This is a genomic window from Glycomyces mayteni, from assembly GCF_042428885.1.
Taxonomy (GTDB): Bacteria; Actinomycetota; Actinomycetes; order Mycobacteriales; family Micromonosporaceae; genus Glycomyces; species Glycomyces mayteni.
On the sequence record NZ_JBHMBP010000005.1, the window covers coordinates 468,129 to 494,520 of the forward strand.

Here is a 26,392-nt window from a genome sequence, read left to right on the forward strand (position 1 = left end):
CCTGCGGGGTCACAGCCAGGTGCGGGGGCGGTTGCGGTTGGCCTCGGTCACGAGCGCCCACCGCGTCAGGGGCGACTTGCAGCCCTTGGCGATGCGCCGCAGCACCCGCTCGTACTCCGACGCCATGGCGTCGCGCGTCAGGGGCACGCCGTCGATGCGCCGGCGCGGCTCCTCGGCGCCGGGGCCGATGACCGCGAGGGCCGCGCGCCACAGCTCGGCGCGGGCGAGGTCGGCCTGGAACGAGTCGAGTCCGTCGAGGCGGTCGAGGTTGGCGCCCGCGGCGAGGACGGCGTCCTTGTCGGGGTCGCGCCGCACCCGCTCCACGAGCAGCGCCTGCTGCGCGGCCCGGTATTGGCTGGAGGCGGCGGGGACGCCTTCGAGCGCGGCGATGCGCACGGCCCGGTCGCCCGAGCAGCGGGCGACGCCGAACGCGGCGCTGGTGTAGGTCGGGTCGGTGCGGCGCACCTGGTCGTACAGGTTCGACACCGCGGCGGTCGGGGCGGGGCCCGCGGCGAGTTCGGCGCAGACGGCGAGGGCCAGCATCGGCGCGAGCTCGCCGGGCAGGTGGGAGCGGACGCGGCCGAAGTGCGCGGCGGCGGCCTCGGGGTCGCGGCCGAGTTCGCGGACCCCGCGGTACCAGTCGATCCGCCAGTCGCCGCCGAACCGGTCCGCGGCGTCCTCCAAGAGGCGGTCGGCTTCGGGGGCGTCGGACTCGATCGCCATGCGCAGCAGGGCGAGCCGGGACTCCTTGCTCTCGGGGAGCGACTCGGCGAGCTCGATCGCCCGGTCGGCGGGCTGCATCGCGATGGCCGCGAGCGCGGTGTACGCGGGGTCGGCGCGGTCGGCGAGCGGCACCGGCAGGACGGTGCGGGCCTCGGCGCCGAGGGCGGCCTCGAAGACGGTGTCGGTGCGGCTCGCGAGGCCCGCCGCGAACGCGCCGCGTTCGACGCCGAAGCGGTTGGACGGCACCGGGACCGGGTCCATGGAGGCGTCGGCCTGGAGCTGGCGGAGGACGCCGCCGAGCTGGTCGGCCAGCTCCTCGGCGGTCGTGAACCGCACGTCCCGGTCGTGGTCGCAGGCGCGCTGGAGGAGCAGGTACAGCGAGTCGTTGAACAGCGGCGGCTGGTCGGGCAGCGGGGTCTCCCGGACCTCGCCGTCGACGAGTTCGGCGGCGGGGAAGCCGAGGGCGAGCACGGCCAGGGTGCGGCCGAAGGTATACAGGTCCGAGACGACGTCGGGCATGTGGCCGGTGAAGACCTCCGGGGCCTGGAATCCCGGGGAGCCGTACACAGGTCCGCCCACGAGGCCGAGGCGGCGCATCGCGCCGAGGTCGATGATGGTCAGCTGCCCGTCGGACTGGATGACGTTGCCGGGCTTGAGGTCGCAGTAGACGAGCTGGTAGCCGTGGAGGTACGCGAAGGCGTCGAGGATCTGGAGGCCGAATCCGGAGGCGGCGATCGGGGCGACGGCGCGCCGCCCCAGCCGGGCCGGGTGGTACCGGTCGGCGAGCGAGAGGCCGCGCACGTAGTCCATGACGAGGTAGTCGTACTCGGCGCCGTCGGGGAAGCGGTGCTTGACGGAGTTGTGGATGTCGATGATGTTGGGGTGCTTGACGGTGACGAGATAGCGGCGCTCGGCCTCGACGATCGCCTGCGCCTCGGGGTCGGTCTGGTTGAGCAGTCCCTTGAGGACGACCTCCTTGTCGAGGTGGCGGTCGTGCGCGACGTAGATGCCGCCGAAGCCCCCGTGCGCGATGCAGCCCTTCACCTCGTACTGCGCGGCGACGACGTCGCCCGCATTGAGGTGGTTGGTGAAGTCGTACGGCTCCTCGCACTCCTCGCAGGTGCCGACGAGCGGAGCGGAGCGGCCGTCGCTGGTGAAGCCGACCCGGTGGTGGTTGCGGCAGCGGCGCTGGCTGTCGGGCAAGACGGGGTCGATGAACACGGTCTCGAACCCTTTGGAGCCCTCGACCGGCGGGAACGGGTGGTCGGGCTCGGCCGGGACGGGGGTCACGGGGTCGTCGCGGTGGTAGTTGCATCGGTTGCAGTAGCCGTCGTCGTCGTAGACTCCGGTGCCGCCGCCACGGCAGTCGGGGCGCTCGCAGTGCTCGGTCATGGGGCCGCTTCCTCGCGCGCGGTTCGGGGGCGCAGGTCGTCGAGGTGGGTGGTGATCAGTGTGGCGCGCAGGCCCCGGGACCGGTCCCGGTCGACGTCGCGGGCGGCGAGCAGGACGGCCTCGGCGGCCGCGGTGTCGCCGAGGCCCTTGTGCGCGTTGGCGAGGGACAGGGACGCGGTGACGACGCCGTCCCAGGCGCCGCCCGCTCTGGCGGCGGCGACGGCCGCTTCGAGGACGGGGAGGGCCTCGCGGTGGCGGCCGAGCCGGGCCAGTGCTCCCCCGAGGTTGGCGCGGGCGGTGCCGATCCGGTCGGCGTTCGGGGTGCGCTCCAGCAGGGCGAGGGTGCGGCGGCCGTAGTCGACGGCGGTCGCCGGGTCGCCGTCGGCGTAGGCGGCGACGACCACGAGGTTGCAGTGGCGGGCGCGTTCGACGGGCCCGAGGTCGGCGGCGGCCGCGGCGGCCCGCTCGCCGAGCCGGGCGAGTTCGGCGGGGCGGTGGCCGCGCTGGGCGTAGGCGCACAGGACGCTGGCGAGGCGGGAGGCGTTCGGGTGGTCCCACCAGGCTTCGTATGCGGCGGTGAGGAAGTCGTAGTCGTCGGCCGGGACGTCGGCGCCGCGGCGGTGGTAATGGGCGATGACGCGGTCGCGGACCAGGTCGCGTTCGGCGGCGGTGAGTTCGCGGGCGGCGCGGGCGGCCGCGTAGTCGGCGACGAGCGCGTGGGACGTGTACCGGCCGTCCCCGTGGAGCAGCCAGCGCGAGTCGACCAGGTCGTCCAGGAGCCGCTGCGGGTCGTCGCCGCTGCGGCGGGCCAGCGCGAGGGCGAGGTCCGCGGGGACGCCGGGCCCGGGGAGGGGCGCGAGCGCGAGGTACAGGCGCCGCTGGGGTTCGCCAAGGCGCTGGAAGGACTCGTCGAGGACGGCCTGGAGGTCGGTGCGGCCGGGGCGGGCGGCGCGGTGGCGGCCGGTGGGCGCGGGGTCGGCGAGGAGGTCGGCGGCGATGCTCAGGGCCAGGGGCAGGCCGCCGCAGCGCGCGACGAGGGGCGCGAGGGACGCGGTAGCGGCCGGGGACGGGGCGGTGCCGGTGCGCCGCAGGAGGAGCGCTTCGGCTTCGGCGTCGTCCATGCCGTCGAGGGCGAGCGTGTCGATGTCGCTGCGGGCGGCGAGGGGGTCCATGGGGTCGCGGGCGGTGACGATCGTGAAGGTGCCGCCGGTGCCGGGCAGGAGGGGCAGGACCTGATCGGCGTCGCGGGCGTCGTCGAGGAAGAGCAGGAGCCGCCGCCCGGCGGCGTAGGCGCGGAAGTCGGCGGCGACCTGGTCGGGGTCGGCGGGGATCGCGGCGGCGGGGAAGCCGAGGTCGCGCATGAAGCCGTGGAGGACGTCGAGGGGCGCGGCGGGCCGGGCGGTGCCGCGCAGGTCGGCGAAGAGCTGCCCGTCGGGGAAGTCCTCGCGTTTGCGGTGGGCCCAGGCGAGGCCGAGGGCGGTCTTGCCGATGCCCGCGGGGCCCGAGACGACGACGGCGGAGGCGCGGCGGACGCGGCTGCGGTCGAGCCTGCGGAGGGCGGCGGTGCGGCCGGTGAAGTCCGGGACGGGGTCGTGGAGCTGGTGCGGGCCGGGCGTCCGCGGACCGGGCTCCGGGTGCGCGGGCGTGCCGGATTCGATGCGGTGCAGGAGGTCCCGCAGTTCGGGGGCGGGCGGTCCGGCGAGGCGCGCTTCGAGTTCCTCGTAGGCCTGCTTGGCGTCGCTGTCGCGTCCGGCGGCGGCGAGCGCGGCCATGAGGCGGCGGACGGCGTCCTGGTCGCGGGGGTGGTCGCGGATCGTCTCGCGGGCTTCGCCGATGAGGGCGTCGTGGCGGCCGAGGCGGAGCATCGCGCCGAAGCGGGCTTCGGCGGTCTCGGCTTTGAATTCGAGGAGCCGCGCGGCGGCGGCCTCGGTGTAGGGGCCGGTCTGGCCTGCGAGGGGGCGGCCGCGCCAGAGGGCCAGCGCCCGGTCGAGGTGTGCGACGGCGTGCGCGTCCTCGCCGAAGCGGAGGTGCGCGAGGGCGTCCTGGACGTCGCGGCGCGCGGTGCCGATGTCGGTCTCGCTCGGGGGGACCGCGAGCCGGTGGCTGGTGCCGGAGCGGGTGAGGGCGCGGTCGCCGGGGAGGAGTCGGCGCAGATCCTCTACAAGGGATTCAATGAGTGCGTCGGCGCGGGGAGGTAAGGTCCCGCCCCACAGCTCCCGCCGGACCACTTCGGCGGGGACGGGCCGCTCCTCGGCGACCAGCAGGAGGCCCAGGAGCCGCTCGTGCAGGGGGCTGAGCGGGGGCGCGCCCGCGGGCGCGTCGAATTGCAGCGGTCCGAGGATGGCGAATCGCATGGACGTGCTCCGGAATCGGATAGGGGTAAGCGAGTTTCCGTATCCGGCAAGCGTACTAGAGGTCCTCGCATCGCGGCCGCCCCGAATCGGAAGCTCACCGGGACGGGTGGACGCCCGCATGTCACGCGCCCGCGGGGCCCCGCTCGGGGCTGGGCGGAGCGGTGCTGTCTCTGATGACGAGTTGGGGGCGTTCGGTGGAGTAGCGGCGGTCGGCGGTGTCGTTGACGGCGTCGAGGAGGAGTTGGAAGCCGCGGCGGCCGAGGGTGGCGAAGTCCTGGCGGGCGGTGGTGAGGGGCGGGGTCCAGAGTTCGGCGAGGGGGTTGTCGTCGAAGCCGGCGACGGAGATGTCGCCGGGGATGCGCAGGCCCGCTTCGGTGATGCCGCGCATGACGCCCATGGCGATCTCGTCGTTGCCGCAGAAGACGGCGGTGACGGCGGGGTCGGCGGCGAGGGCGCGGCCGATCGCGATGCCGCTCTTGGGGTCCCAGGTCGCGTCGAGCACCGGCGGGATGTCCGCGCCCGCGCGGCGCAGGGCGCGGCGCCAGCCGGTGGTGCGGCCGTCCACTTTGCGCGAGGGCGGGACCCGCACGTGGTGGACCGTCCGGTGGCCCAGGCCCAGGAGGTAGTCGGTGAGCTCCTCGGCGGCGGCGGCCTCGTCGAGGACCGCTTGGGCCGTGTCGGGTTCGCGGACGCCCGAGAGGGCGACGACCGGGAGGTGGCCGGGGATCTTGCCCAGGGCCGCGACGCCGGCGGGGTCGAACTTGAGGACCGCGACCCCCGCGAGCGGCTGGGTCAAGGTCGCCTCGATGGCGCGGTCCACTTCGTCCTCGTCGGCGGACTCCACGACCGTGATCATCACCGTGTAGCCCTCGGCGCGGGCGGCGATCTCGATGCCGCGGATCGTCTCCGCGTAGCCGTAGCGGGAGGTGTTCCCGGCGATGATCGCGATGGTCTGGGGCTTGCGGGAGACGAGGGCCCGCGCGGCGGCGCTGGGCCGGTAGCCGAGGTCCGCGATGGCGGCCTCGACGAGTTCGCGTTTGGCCGGGCTGACCCGCGCCGCGCCCGTGAGGACGCGGGACACGGTCGGGACGGACACGCCCGCGCGGGCGGCCACGTCCGAGATCGTCGGGTTCCCGGCCCTGTTCATTTCACCGCCCCGCTCGTGCCCTGCTTCATTTCACCGCTCCGCTGGTGATGCCGGAGATGATCCTGCGCTGCGCGACCATGAACGTGACGAGCAGCGGCAGGCTCATGAGGATGATATAGGCGAAGATCAGGTGCCAGTTCTGGAGATAGAGACCGGCGCTGGCGACCTGGTAGAGGTTGAGCGGGAGCGTGTCGATGCGGCCGCCGATCACGAAGAGCGCGTAGAACACGTCGTTCCAGATGTACAGGCAGATCAGGATCGTCGCGGTGGCGAGGACGGGCCGCAGGAGCGGCAGGATGATGCGGGTGAACACGCGCACCGGCCCGGCGCCGTCGACGCGGGCGGCCTCTTCGAGCTCGTGCGGGATGGTGCGCACGAAGCCGGTGACGAAGAAGATCACCGTGGACAGGTACATGCCCATGTAGACGCCGATCATGCCGAGCGCGGTCCCGGCGAGGCCGAGCTGGCGCAGCAGGAGCACGATCGTGACGACCGCGGGCGGCAGGACGATCCCGGAGATGCCGAGCGCGTAGATCGCGGCCGAGAGGCGCCCGCCGCGGCGGCCGAGGATCCAGGCGGCCATCGAGCCGAGGACGAGGACGCCGACGACGGCCGGGACCATCACCAGGAGGCTCCCGAAGAACGCCGAGAGCATCCGCCCGTCGGTGAAGACGGTCGCGAAGTTTTCCCACAGGTGCCACTGCGTGGGCGCGGACAGGTTCGGGTCCAGGGCCTCGCCCTGGGACTTCCCGGCGGTGGCGACGACGAGCCAGAACGGGACGCCGAGGACGGCCGCGGCGACGAGGATCGCGGCGGTCGGCTGGCCGAGGCGGCGCTTCGGAGCGCGGCGGGCGGGCATGGCGGTCACAGGACGTCCTCTCGCTTGCGCAGGTACCGGATCACGGGGAACGCGAGGATCGCGACCATGAGGAACAGGACCAGGCTCATGGTCGTGGCCTGCGCGAACAGGCCCTGCCCGAAGGTCCGGAAGATGAAGATGTTCAGCAGCTCGGTGGTCCCGCCGGGGCCGCCCTCGGTGGTGGCCTGGACGATGTCGAAGCCGTTCATCGAGCCGAGGAGCGCGGTCGCGACGTTGAACGTCACCGCGGGGGCGAGCAGCGGGAACCTGATGGAGCGGAACATGGTCCAGCGGCTCGCGCCGTCGAGGCGGGCCGCTTCGAGGACGTCCTCGCTGATCGTCTTGAGCCCGGCGAGGTAGATGAGCATCGACAGGCCCATCCACTTCCAGGCGTGGACGATCGCGACGACCACGATGGTCCAGGTCGTGGAGCCGAGCCACGGGATCGACACGTCGGAGCCGGTGAGCCAGCCGAGGATGCCGTTGAGCGCCCCGTCGGGTTTGAGGAGCGCCTGGAAGATGTAGCCGACCGCCAGCGCGGACATGACGACGGGGATGAAGAACGCGACGCGCACGGCCCGGTTCACGGCGGTGTCGCGTTCGAGCAGGAGCGCGAGGGCGAGGCCGAAGAGGTTCTGGAAGACGGCGACGAGGACCGCGTAGACGAGGGTGACCTTGAGGGAGTTGAGGAGCGTCCCGTTGGAGAACAGCGAGACGAAGTTGTCGGTCCCGGCGAAGTTGATGGCGCTCTTGAAGCTCGACCAGTCCGTGAACGCGTACACGAAGTTGAACAGGGTCGGGACGAAGAAGAACACGACCAGGACGAGCAGGGCCGGGATCAGGAACCACAGGGGGTGGTCGCGGCGGTGGGAGCGCGGGGCTCCGAGGGCGTTCGTGCTCATGGGTGCAAGCCTTTCCGAGGTGCGGGGGCGACGGACATGCCTTCCGTCGCCCCCTCGGGGCGCGGTCTAGAAGCCCTCGGCGCCTTGGGCCTTGGCCAGTTCGGCGAACTGGGCCTGGGTGGCCTCGGCGACCTCGGTCGGCGTCTTGGTGCCCTGGATCATGTCGGCCAGGTAGAGGTACAGGTCCGGGTTGGCGATGGCGAGGGCCTGCATGGACCCGGCGGAGCCGGCGACGGCGTCGGAGGCGGACAGGAGCGCCTCGGGGACGTCGGCGGGCGTGTCGGTGCCGGGCTGGAGGGAGACGGTGGACTGGGCGTCCACGAAGTCGCCGTAGCCGTCGCCGAGCCAGTAGGACAGGAGCTGGCGGGCGGCCGACTCGCGGTCGGCGTCGCCGGTCTTGAAGGCGACGAGGGCGTTGGACTGGTCGGGGATGAACGTGCCGGTGTTGCCGGACGGGGAGATCGGGAAGAAGCCGATCTTCTGGTTGAGCTCGTCGGTGTCGGCGAGCGACTGGAGCTGGCCGAAGAAGGAGTTGACCTGCATGACCATGGCGGCGTCGCCCGCGAGCAGGGCCGCGCCCTGGTCCTCGAAGGTGGCGGTCTTGATGTCGGCGTTGAACAGGCCCTCGTCGATCAGGGCCTGGTATTCGTCGATGGCGCCCTGGATGGTCGGGTCGGTGAAGGCCTCCTCGCCGGCGTTGACGCGGTCCCAGAGGCCGTCCTCGGCGGCGTCGGCGAGCTGGACCTGGACCCACCACTGGGTGGCCCAGCGGTCGGCGCCCATCTCGTAGAACGGGGTGGTGCCCTCGGCCTTGAGGTCGCGGGCGAGCGCGATGAAGGAGTCCCAGTCGGCCGGGAGGTCGGTGACGCCGTTCGCGGCGAAGACCTCCTTGTTGTAGTAGACGCCTTCGACGGCGGGGGTGGTGATGAGCGCGGCGTACCGGGTGTCGTCCAGGATGCCGGTGATGTCCCTCAGCGCGGGGTCGTAGGAGTCGAGCCAGGGGGCGCCTTCGAGGGACTGGAGGTTCTGGGAGGCGTTGAGCGCGGTGAGCTGGGAGGCGGTGGGCTGCCAGAACGCGAGGTCGGGGGTGTCGCCGGTGGCGACCTTGGTCTGGACGCCCTGCTCGTAGGGGTCGGGGATGGTGACCACGTCGACCTCGGCGCCGGTGAGCGCCTCGAAGCCCGCGATGACGCTGTCGGGCACGGTGTTGGAGTTCTGGGCGGCCCAGATCGTGAGGGTGGTGCCGGACAGGTCGGCGTCCTGGGCGGGCCAGTCGGCGGGCCCGGCGTCCGCCTCGCCCGCGCCGGGGTCGGAGCACCCGGCGAGGGCCACGGCGGCGGCCGCGGCCAGCGCGAGTGTGCTGCGGAACCTGTTCTTCATTGAATCGCTCCTTGGTTGCGGTTACTTCGAGGTGGTGAGGCGCAGGGTGCGGGCCCCGACGGGGGCGCCGTCGCCGCGCACGGTGAGGGTGCCGGTCGCGGCGTCCCATTTGGTCTTCCATTCGGGCAGGGCCGCGGGGAAGACGGTGGTGACGTCGACGTCGTGTCCGGCGAGGTGCGGGAAGCGCAGTTCGGTGGCGGCGGGGCCGCCGCGGCGCCACACGGAGACGAGGTCGCCGCCGGGGCCGGTGAGGGCGAGGGCGGTCCACGGGTCGGTCCAGCCGGGCAGGCCCGCGGGCCAGTGGGGGGCGCCCGCGGCGATCTCGGTGCGGAGGGTCTTGGCGGCGCTGATGGCCTCGGCGACGACGGCGCGCTGGGCGTCGGTCATCTCGTTGAGGTGCCCGGAGACGTAGTAGCGGCCGAGGAGGCCGGTGACGAGGCAGAACGCGGCCTCCTCCTCGTCCATGCCGGGCTGGGGGTAGGCCCAGCTCGCGGCCTGCTCGGGGAGGAGGGAGATCGGCGCGGCGGCGGCGATCGGCGGGTACTTGGTGAACTCCTGCTGGTCGGAGGTGGACTGCATGGCGAGGCGGGAGAGGACGGCGAAGTCCATGCGCATCGCGCCGGAGGAGCAGTTCTCGACCACGAGGCCGGGGTGGCGGTCGAGGACGCCGTCGAGCCAGTCGAGGTGGGCGCGGTTGTGGCCCAGGAGGCCGTCGCCGACGCTGTCGGCGTCGCGGTCGGTGCCGGGGCCGGGGTTGATGTTGTAGTCGAACTTGAAGAAGCCGACGCCGAACTCCTCGACGAGGCGGTCGACGACGCCGTTGAGGTGGCTGACGGCGGCGGGGTGGCGCAGGTCGAGGTGGTAGCGGTCGTGTTCGGCGATGCGCTGGCCGTGGCGCTGGAGGAACGCCTCGGGCGGGAGGCGGTCGGCCATGGGGCTGTGGACGCCGATGACCTCGGGTTCGAGCCAGAGGCCGGGGACCATGCCGGCGTCGCGGATCGCGTCGATGACTTCGCCGAGGCCGCCGGGGAAGCGGGTGGTGGAGGGGCGCCATTCGCCGACGGAGGGCCACCAGTCGCCGGAGTCGTCGTACCAGCCGGCGTCGATGCAGAAGATCTCGGCGCCGACGTCGGCGGCGGCTGCGATGAGCGGGAGGAGCTTCTGGGTGGTGGGGTCGCCGTTGAGGGTGTTCATGTAGTCGTTGAAGACCACGGGCATGGCGGCGTTGTCGGGGTGGGGGCGGCGGGCGGCGCGGCGGAACGCGGTGAGGGCGGCGACGGCGCCGGTGAAGTCGTCTCCGGCGGTGACCGTGGCGGGGACGGTGGTGAAGGACTCGTCGGGGCGCAGGACGCGGGTCCAGGCGTGGTCGGCGTCGGTGGGTCCGGCGAGGCTGAAGTAGCCGCCGTCGAGGTCTTCGCCGAGTTCCCAGCGCCAGGGGCCGTTGTGCTCGATCTGCCAGGCGAGGGCGAGGCCGTCGGTTTCGAGTCCGGCGACGGGGAGGTGGCGGCCGGTGGACCAGGTGCCGTCGGCGGTCGCGGACCAGTGGCCGCGGGGGTCGTGGCTTCCTCCGGCGAGTTCGGTGGACAGGCGCGGGAAGTCGTTGCCGCGCAGGGGGGTGCGGGTCCAGCGGCCTTCGCCGAACCAGTCGCTGACGCCGTTGACGCGGGACCAGGCGGCGAAGTCGTCGCGGTCGTCGCCGGGGCGGGTGAAGCCCATGGTCCAGGTGGCGACGGAGCGCAGGACGAGCGTGGTGTCGCCGGTGGCGGTGACGGTGGTGCGGGCGCGGAAGGCGCCGTCGGCGGCGTCGAGGAGTTCGATCGCGGTGGCGGTCTGGATGCCGTCGGCGGCCTGGGTGAGGGTGAGGACGCGGCCGGCGCCGGTGCGGGTCTCGGTGTGGCCGGTGCGGCGCAGGCGCGCGCCGGTCTCGGTGTGGACGAGGCGGTCGGCGGCGGGGCGGTGCCCGGCGGCGGCGGTGACGACCTCGACGAGCGGGAGCGCGTGGACGTCGGTCACGGAGGCGCCGCGGACGATCCCGGTGACGCGCACCGGGGCGTCCTCGCCCCACTCGAATCGGAGTGCGAACCGGTTACTGCCCCAGATGAACTGCTCGGCCACGATGCCCCTGTCCCGTCGGTGTGCTCAGGGCGGCCGGGAGGCGGCCGCCTGATATCGATTTCAATCGGAACCGTAACGCGTCCTGATATCGATTTCAAATCTTGTCTTGAAATCGTTATCAGAATTCGGTACGGTCGGGGCCGTCAGTCGAAGATCGACCCCCGTCAATGACGACAATGAGAAGAGGATCGACACGATGAGGAGACCGATGGCAACTGTCGCCGCAGCAGCGGTCGCCGCCACAGCCGTGACCGGCTTGGGCGGCGCCACCGCCGAGGCCGCCGAGACCGAAGTGCTGGCGGTGGACTTCGCGACGCGCACCGGGGACTTCCGCGGCGGCGCCTCGGGCACGCTCTACGGGTTCGGCGACGAAGGCGCCCCCACCCAGGCCGTCGTCAACGGCGCCCACATCACCAACTCGTCGCAGAAGGCCCCCCACGGCACCCAGCACCCCTCGGGCGACGCGATCAAGATCGAGGACGGCTTCTTCGACAAGCACGGCCAGGACCTGTACATCTACGTGCAGGACTACTACCCCGAGTGGCCCTACAACGGCGGCAGGCGCCCCGGCGACGACCGCACCTACGACCAGGCGACCGGCACCTACACCGAGGAGCCCAACGGCGTCTGGGACTTCCTGGAGGTCACCGAGTTCGTGGCCGAGGCCGTCGCCACCGACTCCGACCGCCCCCAGGACTACGTCTTCATCCCCTACAACGAGCCCGACGGCGGCAACTGGTACCCCGACTGGGCCGCCCAGAAGGACCAGTTCCTCGCCGACTGGCAGGCCACGTACGACAAGATCCAGGAGGTGTGGGAGCGCCACGGCCTCGGCCACGCCCGCATCGGCGGCCCCGGCGACACCCGCTGGCAGCCCGAGCGCAGCGAGGACATCCTCCGCTTCGCCAAGGAGCACGGCTCGCTCCCGGACATCTTCATCTGGCACGAGCTGGGCATCGACAACCTGGCGACGTACCGGCAGAACTTCGCCGACTACCGGGCCCTGGAGCGGGAGCTCGGGATCGACCCGATCCCGGTCAACATCACCGAGTACGGGATGCTCCGCGACATGGGCGTCCCCGGCCAGCTGATCCAGTGGTTCGCGATGTTCGAGGACACCAAGGTCGACGCGCAGGTCGCGTACTGGAACTATGCCGGGAACCTCTCCGACAACTCGGCCCGCCCCAACGGCGCGAACGCCGGATGGTGGATGTTCAAGTGGTACGGCGACCTCGAAGGCTCCGAGACCGTCGCCGTCACCCCGCCGGAGCTCAACGCCGTGGACACCCTCCAGGGCATCGGCGCGATCGACGAGGCCAACAAGCGCGCCACGGTCCTGTTCGGGGGCACCGGCTCCGACGTGACCCTGGACCTCAGCGGCCTCGACAAGTCGGTCTTCGGGAGCAAGGTCGACGTCGAGGTCCGCGAGACCGCGCTCAACGGCGCCGAGGGCCTCACGGACACCCCGCGGGTCGTCAAGGCGCTCAACGGCGTCAAACTGTCGGACGGCACCCTGCGCCTGGACGTGCCGGTGTACGACCGGTACGCCGGGTACCAGGTGGTCGTCACCCCGGACGGCGCCCGCGACGTCGAGGCCGCGGCCGCGGCGCAGCCGTGGACCGCCTCGGCCGAGGCCGAGCACCTCGACCTCACCGACGCCACCGTGTACACCCAGGACCCGCAGGCCAACGGCGGCTGGAAGTTCCTCGCCTCCGGCGGCCAGGACGTGGGCTCGTTCAACCAGGCGACCTCGCGCGCCGAATGGACCATCGCGGTCCCCGAAGACGGGACCTACCGGCTCCAGGTCGTCGGCGGCGCGCCCGGCGTCCCCGGCCGCCACGCGCTGTTCGTCGACGACGCCGCCTCCGGCACGATCCAGTACGCCGCGGACCTCGCACTCAACGCCAACAGCCGCTGGCAGTACCGCGGCAGCGCCGAGATCCTCGTGGACCTCACCGCGGGCGAGCACCTCCTCTCCATCCGCTCCAGTGAGGACGGCGCCACCGTACTCCCGAACTCCGACATCACCCTGGACAAGGTCTCGCTGACCTCGGTCGCGAACGAGTCCACGGTGTACCCGGCCTCCACGTTCCGCCTCGAAGACGGCGCGGCCCTCGACTGGGCCGGCGGGAGTGACCGCGGCTCGGCGACGCTCCAGGGCGACGCCCGCGCCGACCTGTACGCCAACGCGATGGAGACCGGCTACTACGGCATCGCCCTCGACTGGGCCTCCGCAGGGGCGTCCTCGGTCGAACTCGCCGTCAACGGCGAGCCGACCGCGGCGCTGACGGCCGACCGCAAGGGCACGTGGCGCTCCACCGCCACCGTGCACCTCGTGGAGGGCATCAACGAGATCGAGCTGCGCTCCCCCGACGGCGCGACGGTCCAGTCGCTGACCACCGTGCGCGACCGAGAGGCCGACGGCGCGTCCGTCGCGATCGAGGCCGAGGACGCCGTCCTGCTGGGCTCGGCCGCGGTCACGGACCTCGCCGAGTCGACCGGGTCGAACGCCTCCGGCATGGCCTACGTCGGCTGGGTCGGCAACGGCGCGGACAACGCGGTCGAACTCCCCCGCGACGGCTTCGCCGCGCCCGGCGACTACGACGTCACCGTCCACTACGCCAACGCCGAGCTGTCGGGCGACCACGACTACAACCCGCAGGTCGTGGACCGGCTCCTCCAGGCCACCGAGGGCGGCGAGGAGGTCGGCCACGCGTACTTCCGCTACACGTACTCGTGGGACAGCTTCTCGCAGCGGTCCTTCCCGGTCGCGCTCGCGACCGCGGACCAGCCGCTGCGCCTGGGCAACCCCGACGCGTGGGCCCCGAACCTCGACCGGATCGTCATCTCCCCCAGGGTGATCGGCGAGCCGACCACCGCCAGGCGGTAAACGCGAGCGGGCCCCGGCTATGCGCCGGGGCCCGCTTCCGTATGACCCGGGCCACGCGGCCTTGACCCTGACATAGGTGTCAAGGTTGGAGGCTTCCGGTCATGACCGCAACACACGTCGCACCGACACCCGTCCGGCAGACCCTGCCGGTCGTGCCCCTCCTGGCCCTCGCCACCGCCGCGTTCATGGCGATCCTCACCGAAGCGCTCCCCGCCGGAGTCCTCCCCGAGATGGCCGCCGACCTGCGCGTCAGCGAGGCCGCGGCCGGGCAGACCCTCACCATCTACGCCATCGCCACCGGCGTCTCCGCGATCCCGGTCATGGCCGCCACCGCCGCCTGGCGCCGCCGCAGGCTCCTGCTCGCCGCGGCCCTGACGTTCGCCGTCGCGAACCTCGTCACCGCCGTCTCCGACTCGTACGCGCTCACCATGGCCCTGCGCCTCGCCGCGGGCGTCGCCGCCGCCGTCGTGTGGGCCGAACTCGTCGCCTACGCCCGCAGGCTCGCCCCGCCGCACCTCCAGGGCCGCGCCATCGCCTTCACCATGGCGGGCGTGCCGCTCGCGCTCTCCCTGGGCATCCCCCTGGGCACCTTCCTCGGCGACCTCCTCGGATGGCGCCTCACCTTCGGGCTCGTCGCCGCCGTCTCCGCGCTCCTGGCGATCTGGATCCGCGCCTCCGTCCCCGAGTTCCCCGGCCAGAAGGCCGGGAGGCGCGAACCGATCCTCGCGGCCCTCAAGCTCCCCGGGGTCGTCCCGGTCCTGTTCACCGTCGCGGCCTATGTGCTCGCGCACAACATCCTGTACACCTACATCGCGACCTTCCTGGACGCCAACGGCATGAACGCCCGGCGCGAGACCGTGCTCCTCGTCTTCGGCATCGCCTCCGCGGTGAGCATCGTCGTCACCGGCACGCTCGTGGACCGGCGCCTGCGGGTCCTCACCATCGCCAGCGCGGGCCTGTTCCTCGTCGCCGCCGCGGCCCTGACGGTGTGGGCCGACGAGCCCGCGCCGCTGTTCGCCGCGGTGGTCCTGTGGGGCCTGGGCTGGGGCGGCGTGCCGACGCTCCTCCAGACCGCCGTCAACGACGCGGGCGGCGACCGCGGCCAGGCGCTGCTGGTGACGACCTGGAACTCCTCGATGGCCGCGGGCGGCGCGGTCGGCGGCCTCATGCTCGGCCTCCTCGGCCCCGGCTCGTTCCCGTGGGGCGTCCTGGTCCTCATGGCCCCCGTGGCGGCCGTGGTGATCGGCGCGCGGGCGCACGGGTTCCCGGTGAAGCGCCCCTGACCGGTGCCCCGGCACGCGGGCGCGTGCCGGGGTTCAGGCCGCCTTGCGGTCGAAGCCGGTGGCGGCGTTGACGACGAGGACGGCCCAGGCGGCGGCCGCGGGGGTGAAGAGGGCGAGGTTGGGGCCGATGACCGGGAGGAGGGCGGCGGCGTAGGCGAGGGCCGCGAGGGCGAGCCAGGCGATCGGGGCCGCGGGGCGCAGGACCGCGGCGCGCAGGGCGGCGGTGAGGACCGCGATGGCGGGGCCGTCGGCTCCGGCGAGGGAGGCGCTTGCGACGGCGATCAGGGACGCGAGGAGGAGCGCGGCCCCGGCGCAGATCCCGGCGAACGCGAGGTCGCCGCCGCCGTAGAGGACCGCGTTGTAGGCGAGGAGGAGTCCGAGGACGGCCGCGCCGGTCCAGATGCGCCACAGGCGGTTCCACCCTCGGGCCCAGGCGCGCCAGAAGGTGCGGAAGGGCGCTCCGGGGTAGCCGTCGGCGGCGAAGTCCCGCATGCACGACAGGGCCGCGTAGAGGCCGGGCCCGGCGGGGAGGGCGGCGATCGCGCCCGCCCACAGGCCCAGGTGGGTGAGGCCGAGCTGCCCGGCCGCGGCGAACGGGACGGCGGTGGCGAGGAGCTGCACGGAGGTCGCGAACCACCAGAAGGCGGCGAGGAGCGTGCGCGAGAGCCGCGAGTCGTAGGCGAGCCAGGAGGTCATCCCTTCACCGCCCCGATGGACATGCCCTTGATGAAGTACCGCTGGAAGGCGGCGAAGAGGACCACCGAGGGGACGATCGCGAGGATCGCGCCGGTGTAGATGAGCTCCCACTGGGAGGTGAGGAGCCCGACCATGCGGCTGAGGGCGACGTTGATGGTGCCCGCGGAGGACGAGTCGAGGAAGACCAGGGGGATGAAGAAGTCGTTCCACAGCGACAGGGCCTGGATGATGACGAACGCGGAGGTCACGGGCAGGAGCATCGGGAAGACGATGTGCCAGAACGTGCGGAGCTTCCCCGCGCCGTCCACTTCGGCGGCCTCTTCGACCTCGCGCGGGACGCCCTTGATGAAGGAGCAGTACAGGAGGATGCCGAAGGACGCGGCGCCGCCGAGGTGGACGAGGATGACGCCGGTGAGCGTGGAGTAGAGGCCGACCTGGTTCATGGAGGAGACGAGCGGGATCATGCGGACCTGGAAGGGGATCATGAGCCCGGCGATGAACAGCAGGTAGAGCCAGCGCGAGGACCGGCCGCCGATGCGCTCGATGCCCCAGGCGGCCATGGGGACGATCGCGATGAGGAGCACGAGGGTGCCGACGGTGATGACGAGGGTGTTGACGAGCGCCTCGCCGTAGTCGGTGTCCTGGAACAGCCGCGCGTAGTTCTCGAAGCTGAGGCCGGTCGGCAGGCCCATGGGGTCCTTGGTGATCTCGGCGTAGCTGCGGAAGGAGTTGAGCAGCGCGTACAGGACCGGGAAGGACACGGCGAGGACGAGGGCGGACAGGACCGCCATGACGGCGACCTCTCCGGCGGTGAGGCGGCGCTTCTCTCTGCGGCGCCTGCGGGGCTTGGACTCGCTCATGCCTGGACCTCCCTGCTGCGCATGTACCGGTTGGCGAGCACCGTGGTCGCCATGACGACGATGAACAGGACGATGGCGGCGGCCGAGCCGTATCCGGCGCGGTACTCGCCGAAGCCGACCTTGTAGATGAAGAACGCCATGGTCTCGGAGACGAACCCGGGCCCGCCCGCGGTGAGGACCATGACCTGGTCGAAGATCGTCCACCCGGCGATCATCATGAGGGTCATGTTGACGGTGACGGCCCCGGCGAGCATCGGCCAGGTGACGTACCGGAAGACCTGCCCGCGGGAGGCGCCGTCGATCTTCGCGGCCTCCACGAGGTCCTGCGGGACCGACTGGAGGTTCGCCAGGTAGATGAGGGTGGTGTTGCCGCCGAGGGTGAAGCAGATGATGAACAGCAGGACGCCGACGACGATCTCGTTGTCGCCGAGCCAGTCCATGGCGGCGTCGCCGAAGCCGAGGTCGCGCAGGATCGTGTTGACGGCCCCGAAGTTGAAGTTGAGCATGTACTTCCAGATCGTGGCGGCGATGAAGCCGCTGACGAGGGCGGGGAGGTACACGATGGTGCGGAAGAAGCCCTGCGCGTGGTGGAGCTTGTCGAGCAGGAGCGCGACGCCGAGGGCGATCGCGTTGACGATCACGGCGGAGCCGAGGCCGAGGATCAGGGTGTTCCTGGTGGCGTTCCAGAACCGGTCCGAGGAGAGGATGTCCCGGTAGTTCGCGAGCCCGACGTAGTCGTACGCGGGGTTGATGCCGTCCCAGTCGGTCAGGCTGAGCTGGATCGACTGGATCGAGGGCGCGATGACCATGAGCACGTAGACGATCAGCGCGGGCGCGATGAACAGGAGCATCACGGCCCGGTGGCGGGTGAGGCGCCGGGCGCGGGCGGGCGCCCGGCCGCCGGCGAGGGCGGCCGGGCGTTCGGCGAGCTGCGCGGTCACTCGTGCTCCGCCTGGTTGTCGAACTCCTCCTGGGACTTGGCGATGCACTCGTCGATGGTGGTCTGGCCGTCCTGCATCTCGATGCGCGCCTGCCGGAAGAAGGTGTGGAAGGTGCTGAACCCGGCCCACGCGGTCGAGTTCTGGAAGAACTTGAGGTTCGGGTTCTCCAGCAGCGCGAAGTAGTCGCCCGCGCCGGGGATGGTGGAGTTGCGGACGATCTCGTCGGCGGCCTTGACGTTCGGGGCGATCATCCCGGCCTCCTCCATGAGGTTGCAGGCGTCCACGGAGTAGTAGAACTCCAGGAACTCGACGGCGGCGTCGTACTCCTTGCCGCCGTCCTCCTGCGCCTGCGAGGAGATCGCGAAGCCGGAGGCGGAGTCGCCGTTGACGTCGTCCTTGAGGACGTTGAGGCTCCCGTCGTCGGCGGGGAGGCAGAAGATCCCGGCGTTGAAGTCGGGGTCGACCTTGTTGACGTCGTTGAGGCGCCCGATCCCGGCCGAGGAGGTGGACATGACGGCCTGGCGGTTGACCAGGAGCGTCGTGGTCTGGGCGTCCTGGGTGGACTGCCAGCCTTCGAGGACGTACCGGTCGGTGATGTCCTTGAGCCGCTGGAGCGGTTCGCGCAGGTCCTCGATCGAGGCGTCCCCGGCGCGCACGGCGTTCCAGAAGCCGCCGGCCTCGGAGTACTGGGCGAAGGTCGGGGCGGCGAGGGGCTTCCACAGCTGGTCGGAGGGCCAGATCTCGCCCGCGGCGGTCGCCAGGGGCGCGTCGCCGTTGCCCTTGATCGCGTCGAGGAGGGCGATGAACTCGGCGTACGTGGTGGGGACGGCGAGGCCGTGCTCGGCGAAGTAGTCCTTGTCGTAGACCATGTTGAAGCCGAGTTCGCCGTTGAGGGCGGTGGTGGGGACGATGTACACGTCGCCGTCCTCGGCGGGGGCGTAGACCTCGTCGTTGAGCAGGCCGGAGACGCTCTCGGGGATGGGGGCGAGCTTCCCGGCCTCCAGGTAGGTGAGGGTGTCGCGCATGTCGACGAGGGCGGGCCAGTTCCCGGTGGCGTCCATGGTCTTCATGGCGGTCGGGTAGTCGGTGCCCGCGGGCAGCGGGTCGAGTTCCACGACCGCGGTGGCGCTCTTGGCGTTGAACGCGTCGGCGACGGCCTTCGCAACGGCGTTCCAGGTGTCGTCGCCGGTGGCGTACAGGAACCGGATCGGGGTCTTGCCGCCGGTCGTGCCGCCGCCGGTGCCGCACCCGGCGAGCGCGAGCGGCACGGCGGCCGCGATCGAGAGACCCCCGGCGGACTGCATGAGCGAACGGCGTGAGAGTCCCCGCGCCGGCGTGGCCGACGAACGCGCCCTTGCGTTTCGCATGTCTTCTCCTTCAAGCGGTGAGAGGCTGTCGGGCATCGCGTAGATACCGCTATCTGCGATGCTAGGAGCAAGCGCTCGCGAACACAAGCCGACTTTGCCGAATCGTTACCGGAATCGGTCGATCAGGTTGCCTCGATCAAGGAATGCGCAGGTCAGCGGCGGATCGATCGTGCCGAGCGCCGGGTCGGGAGCGAGGCTCGACAAGTGGGCGTTCGGCTCCTATGGTAGAAACCGATAACTGTTCTTCACGATTGAAGGAGCCCCCCGGTGGCCGATCGTCTGCCCGCGCTGTTCGCCATGGACCCCGTCCACCTGCCGCGGCTGTTCCCCGAGCCGCTCATGCGGCGGCTGCGGGCGGTGCTCGACATCGACCCGTCCCAAGTGGCCGAGCGGTACGAGGGCTTCGCGCCGCTCGCCGACGCCGAGGTCGTCGTCTCCGGCTGGGGCGCACCGCGACTGGACGCTGCCGCACTCGACCGCGCGCCGCGCCTGCACACCGTGCTGCACGCCGCCGGGTCGGTGAAGCCCCTCGTCGCCGAGTCCGGGTGGGAGCGGCTGGCGGTCTCCTCGGCGGCCGACGCGAACGCCCTGCCGGTGGCGGAGTACACGCTCGCGGCGATCCTCCTGGCGGGCAAGGGGATCTTCGCGCTGCGCGAGGCGTTCCGCGCCGACCGGTCGTTCGCGCTGGGCTACATCCACCCCGAGGTGGGGAACTTCGGCCGGACCGTGGGGATCGTGGGGGCGTCCCGGATCGGGCGGCGGGTCCTGGAACTGCTGCGGCCCTTCGACTTCCGGGTGCTCCTCGCCGACCCCTACGTGGACGCGGGCGAGGTCCCGGGCGCGGAGCTGGTGGACCTCGACCGGCTCGTGGCCGAGGCCGACATCGTCAGCCTCCACGCGCCCGACCTTGCCGAGACCGCCGGGCTCCTGGGCGCGGAGCGGTTCGCGGCCATGAAGGACGGCGCGGTCGTCATCAACACCGCCCGCGGGCGCCTGGTGGACACCGACGCGCTCGTCGCGGAGCTGGCGACGGGCCGGATCTCCGCGGTCCTCGACGTCACGCACCCCGAGCCGCTCCCGGCGGACTCGCCGCTGTTCGCGCTGCCCAACGTGTTCCTGACCCCGCACGTCGCCGGCTCGCAGGGCAACGAGCTGGCGCGCATGGGGCTGTACATCGTGGAGGAGGCCGAGCGCCTCGCCGCGGGCCGCCCGCTCGCGCACCTCGTGGACGGCGACCTACGCTGGCGCCAGGCGTAGAGACGGAGGCCCTCGGTGCCCAGACGGAGTGAGCCGGGCAAGCGCCCCACGCTGGCCGACGTGGCCGAGCGCGCGGGCGTGTCGGCCATGACCGTCTCCCGCGTCATCGCCGGGAACTACCCCGTCGCCCCGCCGACCCGCTCGAAGGTGCTGCGCGCCATGCGGGACCTCGACTACGTCGTCAACGCCCACGCCCGCGCGCTCGCCGGGGCGACGACCAAGACCGTGGCCCTGGTGCTGGACGACGCGACCGGGCCGTTCTTCGCGTTCATCGCCCGCGGCGTCGAGCAGCAGGCCGCCTCCGAAGGCCGCCTGTGCCTCCTGTGCACCACCCACGGCGACCCCGAGCGCGAACTCGCGGTCGTGGAGCTGCTGCGCGAGCAGCGCGCCGAGGCCGTGATCCTCGTCGGCGGCGCCCAGGACACCGACACGTACACCGAGCGGATGGCGTACTTCGCACGCGCCCTGGACAAGTCGGGCTCGCGCCTGGTCCTGTGCGGACGCCCCTCCCCCGGCCCCGACGTGCCCGCCACGGTGGTCGAGTACGACAACGAGGGCGGCGCGTACGCCATGACCGCGTACCTCCTCGCCAACGGGCACCGCAAGATCGCCTACGTGGGCCGCGAGACCGGGCTCTCGACCACCGACGAGCGCGTGAGCGGGTACCGGCGGGCGCACGCCGACCACGGTGTGGCCGTTGACGAAGCGCTCATCAGGCCCGGCACGTTCACGCGCGAGAGCGGCGCCGCCGTCACCGACGCCCTGTGGGAGGAGCGCGCCGACGCCACCGCGGTCTTCGCGGCCACCGACATGGTCGCCGCCGGGGTCCTCAAGGCCCTGCGCGGGCGCGGGGTCCGCGTCCCCGAGGACGTCTCGGTCGTCGGCTTCGACGACATCCCCCTGGCCTCCGACCTGACCCCGGCCCTGACCACCGTGCACGTCCCCCACGAGCAGCTCGGCCGCGAGGCCGTCCGCCTCGCGCTCCACAGGGGACCGGAAGTGGAGGACCGGGTCGTCCTCGGCACCCACATCGTCGTCAGGGACTCGGCCGCCCCGCTGCGCCCGTGACCCGGCGGCGCCGGTGCGGCGATCACCGCGCGTCTGCGCGGCGTGACCCCTCGGTAGGCTTCGCGGCATGAACGTGACGATGGCGCTCGACCTGGGCGGCACCAAGGTGGAGGCCGCGCTGGTGCGGGCGGACGGGACCGTGGTCGAGGGGACCCGCTCGCGGGCGGCGACCGGTGCGGCCGCGGCGGCCGACCGGGCCGCGGGCGAGCGGGCGATCGAGCAGGTCGTGCGCCACTGCATGGCCGCCCCCGAGTGGGCGCAGGTGGCGGGGGCCGGGATCGGCTCGGCCGGGCCGGTGGACCTGGCCGCGGGCACGATCGGGCCGATCAACCTGCCCGCGATGCAGGGCTTCGGGATCACCGGGTTCACGGCGGCCGTGAGCGGCCTCGAAGCGGTGTCGCTGCGCCTGGACGGGACGTGCATCGCGCTCGCGGAGTCGTGGCTCGGCGCGGCCCGCGGGGTGTCGAACGCCCTGGTCATGGTCGTGTCCACGGGTGTGGGCGGGGGCGTGGTGAGCGACGGCCGGATCGTCTCGGGCGGGGGCGGGAACGCGGGCCACATCGGGCAGCTCGTGGTGGACCGGGTCGAGTCCTCGGCGCACGACGCGACGGTGGAGGGCATCGCCTCGGGCCCGAACACGGTGCGGTGGGCGCAGGGCCGGGGCTGGAACGGAGCCACCGGCGAGGACCTGGCGCGCGACTACGCGTCGGGCGAGCCGGTCGCGGTGGCGGCGGTGCGCCGGTCGGCGCGGGCGGTCGGCCTGGGCCTGGTGAACGCGGCGACGCTGCTGGACCTGGAGGTCGCGGTGATCGGCGGGGGCTTCTCGTTCGTGGCCGACGACTACCCGGACCTGGTGGCCGCGGCGGTCCGCGAGCACGCGGTCAACGCGTACGCCGCGGACCTGAAGGTGGTGCGCGCCGAACTCGGCGGCGACGCGCCGCTGATCGGCGCGGCGGCGCTGGTCCACCGCGCCGACCTGCTCTAGGCGGCGAGCCCCGTGGTGTAGAGCGCCCCTGCGAGAGCCGCGAGACCGAGCAGGGACGCGACGCCGCGCACGTGGTTCCACTTGATCCACGTCTCCTCGACCTCGCCGCGGAGCGCGGCGGGGTCGCCGATCGCGGCCGGGTCCCCGGCGGCTTCGAGGCGGTCGTTGAGGGGCACGTTCTTCGCCATGGTGCCGATGAACATGACGAGGTTGCACACCAGTCCGGCGATCGTCCACGGCAGCGCGGAGCGGTCGTCCTGGAAGAAGCCCAGGATGACGGCGGCGAGCGCGAACACGACGGAGCCGAGGAACGCGGTCATGAAGCGGCCGTTGAGGATGACGCGGTTGATGTGCTGGAGCGCGGCAATCCAGGCGCGGTCGTCGAGGATCTTGATCCCGGGCATCACCGAGTACGAGTAGCCGGTGAACAGCCCGGCCATGAGCCCCGCGCTGAGCAGGGCGGCGATGAGCGCGATGAGGTGCAGCAGAGCCATGAGGGTCCTCCGGTGGGTCAGGGCCGTCAGGCCGGGGGCATCACCCGGGCGATGCGGATGGTGCCGTCGCCCGCCGCCGGGTAGGCGGCGCTGCCGTCAGGATAAGCCTTGAACGCCTGGTAGTCGTGATCCGGGACGCCGATGTCGAAGGGGTCCCCGGCGGCCTCGCCGGTCCCGGCGTCGCGGACCTGCGCGGACATGCCGTCACCGGACTCCCACGCGAGGAGGAGGTCGCCGCCGTAGGCGACGAGATGCGGGTGGGCGGCGTCGGCGCCGGTGTCCACGGTGGCGTCGGAGGGCCCGTCGGTGAAGTGCTCCAGGCGGGCCCGTCCCCCTTGGCTCCAGGCGGTCCAGTACCCGTCGCCGACGGCGACGAGGTCGCCGCCGAAGAGGCTCCCGTCGCACTCCCCCGCGGCGACGGTGGTGTACGCGGGCACGGCGATGCGGCACTGGTTGTCGGTGGCGCAGACCATGCCGAACTCGTCGCGGTCGGCGTTCCAGGCGATGCGGGTGGTCCAGGAGTGGCTGCACCCCACCGCGAACGCGTCCGGGTGGTCGGCGAGGTTCCCGTCGGAGTCCACCACCTGCATGCGGTCGCCCTGGTGGATGTCGACGCAGCCGCCGTTGGCGACGGTGACGGCGACGCCGAAGTACGCGGCAGTGTCGGTCCCGTTGGAGGCGAGGCGGCCGTGGTGCTGGTACCACCACACGAAGCGGGCGCCGTCGTCGTAGCCGGAGCGGTCGCCGTCGAGGTTGGTGACCTGGCGGTCCCACACCTGGCCGCCCGCGTTGTCGAAGCGCACCATGTGCATCGTGCGGCAGGGGCTGGACTCGCCGCCGCACAGGGGCCCGTCGCCGCAGTCGCCGTCGCGGGTGAGGAGGACGGTGACGCCGCCTGAGTCGGCGATGACGTCCTGGAGGTCCACGCCTTCGACGTCGAAGGGGTCGCCGTCGATCGCGTCGCCGCAGTCGAGGCGGGCGAGGTGGATGCGGTCGTCGGCGCCGTCCCAGGCGAGCCAGGACCGGCCGTCCGGGGTGGCGGCGAGGGCCGCGGGGAGCGGGTCGGTGTCGCCCTCGCCTCCGGCGCCGATCACGTTGGCGTCCACTTCGGTCACTACGACTTCGGGTCCGGCCGCGGAGGCGCGGTCGCACCTGCCGTCGCCCGCGGGGGCGGCGCTGGAGGCGGCCTCGGTCGGGGACGGGGAGGGCGCAGGAGAGGCGGTGGTCGCTGCGACCGTGGACGGTCCCGCGGTGGGCTCGGCGCCGTCAGCGCCGCCCCCGCCGGAGCCGCCGCCGGTCATGGCGACGGCCGCGCCGATCGCGGTGGCCGCGATGAGGCCGATCGCGCTGCCGCCCACGATGAGCACGCGGCGCCAGTCGGTCATGGGGGGCATCCGGTGCGCGTGGATGCTCGCTCGGGGTGAAGGTCTACTCATTGCCGGTTTCGTCCTTCAGACGGCCGCCACCGCGCACGCGCGGGCGGCGGCAAAGGGTCGTGGAGTCCGACCCTACCGATCCCGGCAAGCGGTTGGCGCCGAGGTCGGCGAGGTGCGCCGAAATGGACGGTCCGGTGACGGTCCGCTAGGGGATCGCGGCCTCCACCAGCGCTTCGAGGCGGCGGGCAACCCGGTCGAGCGGCTCGGTGGACTGCTTGGCGCGGCACATCGCCACAGTGCCTTCGACGGCGGCGACGGCGAGGGTGGCGAGGTCGCGGGCCTCCTCGGGGTCGGCGCCGTGGGCCTGGAGGGACTCGGCGAACAGCCGCTCCCACCGATCGAAGGCCGCCGCGGCGGCGCGCAGCGCGGGCGGGAACTCGTCCTCGGGCGGCTCCTCGACGGCGACGGCGAGCACGGGGCAGCCGGTGCGGAACCCGCTGCCGACGACGATGTCCCGCCAGCGCTTGAGGTAGGCGGCGAGGCCCGCGGCGGGCCCGGCGTCCATGGCCTCGCGCATGTGGCGCTCGACCGAGGCGGCGGCGTACTGGACGGCCTCGGTCGCCAACTGGGCCTTGCCGCCCGGGAAGTAGTGGTAGGTGGAGCCGAGGGGCGCGTCGGCGTGCCGGGCGGTCTCGCGGATGCTGGCGGCGCTGAGGCCGCGGCGGGCGATGAGGTCGGCGGCCCCGGCGACGATGCGCTCGCGGGAGGGCGGGTCGGCGCGCGTCACGGTCGGCCTCCGTTCACGGTCTCGTGGTAACCTGGCCACCGATTATAACGGTCGTCATATACAGGAGGAGCGCGGATGTCCAGCGAGGACCTCGAACTGCGGCGCAAGGCGGTCGCCGAGCTCGGGCGCGAGATGCGGGCGCTCGTGGAGACCGTGTCGCGCACCGAGACCCCCACGGAGGTCCTGGAGGAGCTGGCGGGCGAGGTCAAGCGGCTCGAAGCGCGGTTCACGGGGCGCCGGCGCGAGCGGGCGGAGATCCCCGAGGTCGACGTGTTCCCGTTCGGGCTGCGCATGTACAGCCCCGCGGCCGGGCACGGGAGCCCGATCGCGCCGCCGATGGACATCGAGGAGACCGACAAGGACGGCATGGTCGGGCGGTGCGTCCTCGGGGTGGTCCACGAGGGCCCGCCCGGGTACGCGCACGGGGGCCTGAGCGCGATGCTCCTGGACGAGCTGATGGGCTGGGCCTGCGCGGCGAAGGGCCTGCCCGCCATGACGATCGGGCTCGACGTGCGGTACCGGCGGCCGGTGCCGGTGGAGACGCCGCTGCTGCTCAAGGCCCGGGTGACCGGGGTCGAGGGCCGCAAGATCACGGTGGCCGGGAGTGTGTGCCCCGAGCTGGACCCCGAGACGATCCTGGTGGCGGCCGAGGGCCGCTTCGTGGCCCCGGACCTGGACCGGGCGCGGTCGCTGTTCCCGAAGGCGGGCACCTACTCCACGTTCACCGACCCGGACTAGACCGACGCGGGCCGCGCGCCGAGGCGGGAGGCCGCGGTCGCGCCCAGGCTCGTGTCGATGTGGCGGCGCATGACGGCGGCGGCGCCCTCGACGTCCCCGGCGACGATGCAGTCGAGGAGTTCGCGGTGCTCGCCGTCCTTCTGGTCGCGGTCGGCCTGCGAGCGGCGGGCCTCCAGGCCGAGGCGGCGGTACCGGTCGGCCTTGTCCCACAATGCGTCGAGCGTGGTGATGAGCAGGTCGTTGTGGGAGGCGCGGTAGACCGCGGCGTGGAAGCGGCGGTGCGCCACCAGGTCGGGGACGCTCGGGTCGTCGGGGAGCGCGTGGACCTGCTGCGCCGCTTCGCGGATGAGGCGGATGTCCTCGGTGGTGCGGCGCTCGGCGGCGAGCGCGGCCGCGAGCGGGTCGAGCGAGCGGCGGATCTCCAGCAGGTCGCGGGCCTCCTCGGCGGTCAGGGGCGAGACGCGGGAGTCGCGGTGCGTCCCGAGGTCCACCAGGCCCTCGGCGCTGAGGCGGCGCAGGGCCTCGCGCAGCGGCGTGGTGCTGACGCCGATCGCGGGGGCGAGCACGGCCTGGTTGAGCACCTGCCCGGGCGCGAGCTCGCCGGAGAGGATCTGCTCGCGCAGGACCTGGTACGCGAACTCGCTCTTCGTCGCCGCCGGCAAGGGCTGGATCATCTGTCCTCCTCTGATGGAGGTTATAGCCTACCTTGCGCGAGCGAGCGGCGTGTGCCCGCGGGACGGGCGGGGATTTCGAGAAAAGCACGGTAGCGGGTTTGACA

General features: G+C 72.6%; 21 protein-coding genes. 6 read left to right on the forward strand and 15 right to left on the reverse strand.

All coding sequences use genetic code 11. From position 1 onward, the window contains the following. Positions 1–9: 9 nt before the first annotated feature. The 7 genes from ACFFXY_RS23790 to ACFFXY_RS23820 form a co-directional block, all read right to left on the reverse strand. Positions 10–2,115, reverse strand: coding sequence for a tetratricopeptide repeat protein (locus ACFFXY_RS23790; protein ID WP_382356501.1), 2,106 nt, complete (start codon positions 2,113–2,115; stop codon positions 10–12). Next, on the reverse strand, positions 2,112–4,469 hold the full coding sequence (locus ACFFXY_RS23795) for an AfsR/SARP family transcriptional regulator (protein ID WP_382356503.1): 2,358 nt from the start codon (positions 4,467–4,469) through the stop codon (positions 2,112–2,114). Before ACFFXY_RS23795 ends, ACFFXY_RS23790 begins: the two co-directional genes overlap by 4 nt. Before the next feature lie 121 nt (positions 4,470–4,590). Continuing rightward, complete coding sequence (locus ACFFXY_RS23800; protein WP_382356505.1) at positions 4,591–5,616, reverse strand: LacI family DNA-binding transcriptional regulator; 1,026 nt, start codon at positions 5,614–5,616, stop codon at positions 4,591–4,593. A 25-nt stretch (positions 5,617–5,641) separates the two neighbouring features. After that, positions 5,642–6,475 (reverse strand): carbohydrate ABC transporter permease, encoded by an 834-nt coding sequence (locus ACFFXY_RS23805; protein ID WP_382356728.1) that lies wholly within the window; start codon positions 6,473–6,475, stop codon positions 5,642–5,644. 5 nt (positions 6,476–6,480) lie between these two features. Next, positions 6,481–7,377 carry a carbohydrate ABC transporter permease gene (locus ACFFXY_RS23810; protein ID WP_382356507.1) on the reverse strand — a complete coding sequence of 299 codons (897 nt, stop codon included), beginning with the start codon at positions 7,375–7,377 and terminating at the stop codon, positions 6,481–6,483. 66 nt (positions 7,378–7,443) lie between these two features. Then, positions 7,444–8,757, reverse strand: coding sequence for an ABC transporter substrate-binding protein (locus ACFFXY_RS23815; protein ID WP_382356509.1), 1,314 nt, complete (start codon positions 8,755–8,757; stop codon positions 7,444–7,446). Between the two features lie 21 nt (positions 8,758–8,778). Further along, positions 8,779–10,872 (reverse strand): glycoside hydrolase family 36 protein, encoded by a 2,094-nt coding sequence (locus ACFFXY_RS23820; RefSeq protein WP_382356511.1) that lies wholly within the window; start codon positions 10,870–10,872, stop codon positions 8,779–8,781. A gap of 208 nt (positions 10,873–11,080) precedes the next feature. On the opposite strand from ACFFXY_RS23820, the gene ACFFXY_RS23825 reads away from it, so the two are divergent. Both ACFFXY_RS23825 and ACFFXY_RS23830 read left to right on the forward strand, forming a co-directional pair. Continuing rightward, entirely contained in the window at positions 11,081–13,762 is a 2,682-nt protein-coding gene (locus ACFFXY_RS23825; protein WP_382356513.1) for a hypothetical protein, read from the forward strand. A 101-nt stretch (positions 13,763–13,863) separates the two neighbouring features. Next, on the forward strand, positions 13,864–15,045 hold the full coding sequence (locus ACFFXY_RS23830; RefSeq protein ID WP_382356515.1) for an MFS transporter: 1,182 nt from the start codon (positions 13,864–13,866) through the stop codon (positions 15,043–15,045). Positions 15,046–15,078: 33 nt separating this feature from the next. On the opposite strand, the gene ACFFXY_RS23835 is transcribed toward ACFFXY_RS23830, so the two are convergent. Genes ACFFXY_RS23835 through ACFFXY_RS23850 form a run of 4 tightly spaced genes read right to left on the reverse strand, consistent with a single transcriptional unit; the run spans position 15,079 to position 18,846 of the window. Next, on the reverse strand, positions 15,079–15,741 hold the full coding sequence (locus tag ACFFXY_RS23835; RefSeq protein ID WP_382356517.1) for a YesL family protein: 663 nt from the start codon (positions 15,739–15,741) through the stop codon (positions 15,079–15,081). Next, positions 15,738–16,601, reverse strand: coding sequence for a carbohydrate ABC transporter permease (locus tag ACFFXY_RS23840; RefSeq protein WP_382356519.1), 864 nt, complete (start codon positions 16,599–16,601; stop codon positions 15,738–15,740). The genes ACFFXY_RS23835 and ACFFXY_RS23840 overlap by 4 nt, the downstream gene beginning before the upstream one ends. Next, on the reverse strand, positions 16,598–17,542 hold the full coding sequence (locus ACFFXY_RS23845) for a carbohydrate ABC transporter permease (protein WP_382356521.1): 945 nt from the start codon (positions 17,540–17,542) through the stop codon (positions 16,598–16,600). The genes ACFFXY_RS23840 and ACFFXY_RS23845 overlap by 4 nt, the downstream gene beginning before the upstream one ends. After that, positions 17,539–18,846 (reverse strand): ABC transporter substrate-binding protein, encoded by a 1,308-nt coding sequence (locus ACFFXY_RS23850; protein ID WP_382356523.1) that lies wholly within the window; start codon positions 18,844–18,846, stop codon positions 17,539–17,541. Before ACFFXY_RS23850 ends, ACFFXY_RS23845 begins: the two co-directional genes overlap by 4 nt. A gap of 360 nt (positions 18,847–19,206) precedes the next feature. Between ACFFXY_RS23850 and ACFFXY_RS23855 the strand changes: the two genes are divergently transcribed. From ACFFXY_RS23855 to ACFFXY_RS23865, 3 genes are all read left to right on the forward strand, one after another. Next, the gene (locus tag ACFFXY_RS23855; protein WP_382356730.1) at positions 19,207–20,166 is read left to right on the forward strand and encodes a hydroxyacid dehydrogenase; all 960 of its coding nucleotides are present in this window, start codon (positions 19,207–19,209) and stop codon (positions 20,164–20,166) included. A gap of 15 nt (positions 20,167–20,181) precedes the next feature. Continuing rightward, positions 20,182–21,234, forward strand: a complete 1,053-nt coding sequence (locus ACFFXY_RS23860) for a LacI family DNA-binding transcriptional regulator (RefSeq protein ID WP_382356525.1) — start codon at positions 20,182–20,184, stop codon at positions 21,232–21,234. A 67-nt stretch (positions 21,235–21,301) separates the two neighbouring features. Continuing rightward, positions 21,302–22,219, forward strand: coding sequence for an ROK family protein (locus ACFFXY_RS23865; protein WP_382356527.1), 918 nt, complete (start codon positions 21,302–21,304; stop codon positions 22,217–22,219). Here the strand turns inward: ACFFXY_RS23865 and ACFFXY_RS23870 are convergent. The 3 genes from ACFFXY_RS23870 to ACFFXY_RS23880 all read right to left on the reverse strand — a co-directional run bounded on the left by ACFFXY_RS23870 (position 22,216) and on the right by ACFFXY_RS23880 (position 24,876). Next, positions 22,216–22,713 carry an anthrone oxygenase family protein gene (locus ACFFXY_RS23870; RefSeq protein ID WP_382356529.1) on the reverse strand — a complete coding sequence of 166 codons (498 nt, stop codon included), beginning with the start codon at positions 22,711–22,713 and terminating at the stop codon, positions 22,216–22,218. The genes ACFFXY_RS23865 and ACFFXY_RS23870 overlap by 4 nt on opposite strands. 26 nt (positions 22,714–22,739) lie before the next feature. Next, on the reverse strand, positions 22,740–24,149 hold the full coding sequence (locus tag ACFFXY_RS23875; protein WP_382356531.1) for a hypothetical protein: 1,410 nt from the start codon (positions 24,147–24,149) through the stop codon (positions 22,740–22,742). Between the two features lie 145 nt (positions 24,150–24,294). Further along, positions 24,295–24,876 (reverse strand): TetR/AcrR family transcriptional regulator, encoded by a 582-nt coding sequence (locus ACFFXY_RS23880; protein WP_382356533.1) that lies wholly within the window; start codon positions 24,874–24,876, stop codon positions 24,295–24,297. A 75-nt stretch (positions 24,877–24,951) separates the two neighbouring features. On the opposite strand from ACFFXY_RS23880, the gene ACFFXY_RS23885 reads away from it, so the two are divergent. Continuing rightward, positions 24,952–25,614 carry a PaaI family thioesterase gene (locus tag ACFFXY_RS23885; protein WP_382356535.1) on the forward strand — a complete coding sequence of 221 codons (663 nt, stop codon included), beginning with the start codon at positions 24,952–24,954 and terminating at the stop codon, positions 25,612–25,614. On the opposite strand, the gene ACFFXY_RS23890 is transcribed toward ACFFXY_RS23885, so the two are convergent. Further along, a complete protein-coding gene (locus tag ACFFXY_RS23890) occupies positions 25,611–26,288 on the reverse strand; it encodes a GntR family transcriptional regulator (RefSeq protein WP_382356537.1) in 678 nt (225 codons plus the stop codon). The genes ACFFXY_RS23885 and ACFFXY_RS23890 overlap by 4 nt on opposite strands. Positions 26,289–26,392 lie beyond the last annotated feature (104 nt).

Coding starts and splice junctions, on each gene's coding strand:
- ACFFXY_RS23790 (WP_382356501.1), bottom strand. CDS start 2,115: ATGACCGAGCACTGCGAGCGCCCCGACTGCCGTGGCGGCGGCACCGGA.
- ACFFXY_RS23795 (WP_382356503.1), bottom strand. CDS start 4,469: ATGCGATTCGCCATCCTCGGACCGCTGCAATTCGACGCGCCCGCGGGC.
- ACFFXY_RS23800 (WP_382356505.1), bottom strand. CDS start 5,616: ATGAACAGGGCCGGGAACCCGACGATCTCGGACGTGGCCGCCCGCGCG.
- ACFFXY_RS23805 (WP_382356728.1), bottom strand. CDS start 6,475: ATGCCCGCCCGCCGCGCTCCGAAGCGCCGCCTCGGCCAGCCGACCGCC.
- ACFFXY_RS23810 (WP_382356507.1), bottom strand. CDS start 7,377: ATGAGCACGAACGCCCTCGGAGCCCCGCGCTCCCACCGCCGCGACCAC.
- ACFFXY_RS23815 (WP_382356509.1), bottom strand. CDS start 8,757: ATGAAGAACAGGTTCCGCAGCACACTCGCGCTGGCCGCGGCCGCCGCC.
- ACFFXY_RS23825 (WP_382356513.1), top strand. CDS start 11,081: ATGGCAACTGTCGCCGCAGCAGCGGTCGCCGCCACAGCCGTGACCGGC.
- ACFFXY_RS23830 (WP_382356515.1), top strand. CDS start 13,864: ATGACCGCAACACACGTCGCACCGACACCCGTCCGGCAGACCCTGCCG.
- ACFFXY_RS23835 (WP_382356517.1), bottom strand. CDS start 15,741: ATGACCTCCTGGCTCGCCTACGACTCGCGGCTCTCGCGCACGCTCCTC.
- ACFFXY_RS23840 (WP_382356519.1), bottom strand. CDS start 16,601: ATGAGCGAGTCCAAGCCCCGCAGGCGCCGCAGAGAGAAGCGCCGCCTC.
- ACFFXY_RS23850 (WP_382356523.1), bottom strand. CDS start 18,846: ATGCAGTCCGCCGGGGGTCTCTCGATCGCGGCCGCCGTGCCGCTCGCG.
- ACFFXY_RS23855 (WP_382356730.1), top strand. CDS start 19,207: ATGGACCCCGTCCACCTGCCGCGGCTGTTCCCCGAGCCGCTCATGCGG.
- ACFFXY_RS23865 (WP_382356527.1), top strand. CDS start 21,302: ATGAACGTGACGATGGCGCTCGACCTGGGCGGCACCAAGGTGGAGGCC.
- ACFFXY_RS23870 (WP_382356529.1), bottom strand. CDS start 22,713: ATGGCTCTGCTGCACCTCATCGCGCTCATCGCCGCCCTGCTCAGCGCG.
- ACFFXY_RS23875 (WP_382356531.1), bottom strand. CDS start 24,149: ATGAGTAGACCTTCACCCCGAGCGAGCATCCACGCGCACCGGATGCCC.
- ACFFXY_RS23885 (WP_382356535.1), top strand. CDS start 24,952: ATGTCCAGCGAGGACCTCGAACTGCGGCGCAAGGCGGTCGCCGAGCTC.
- ACFFXY_RS23890 (WP_382356537.1), bottom strand. CDS start 26,288: ATGATCCAGCCCTTGCCGGCGGCGACGAAGAGCGAGTTCGCGTACCAG.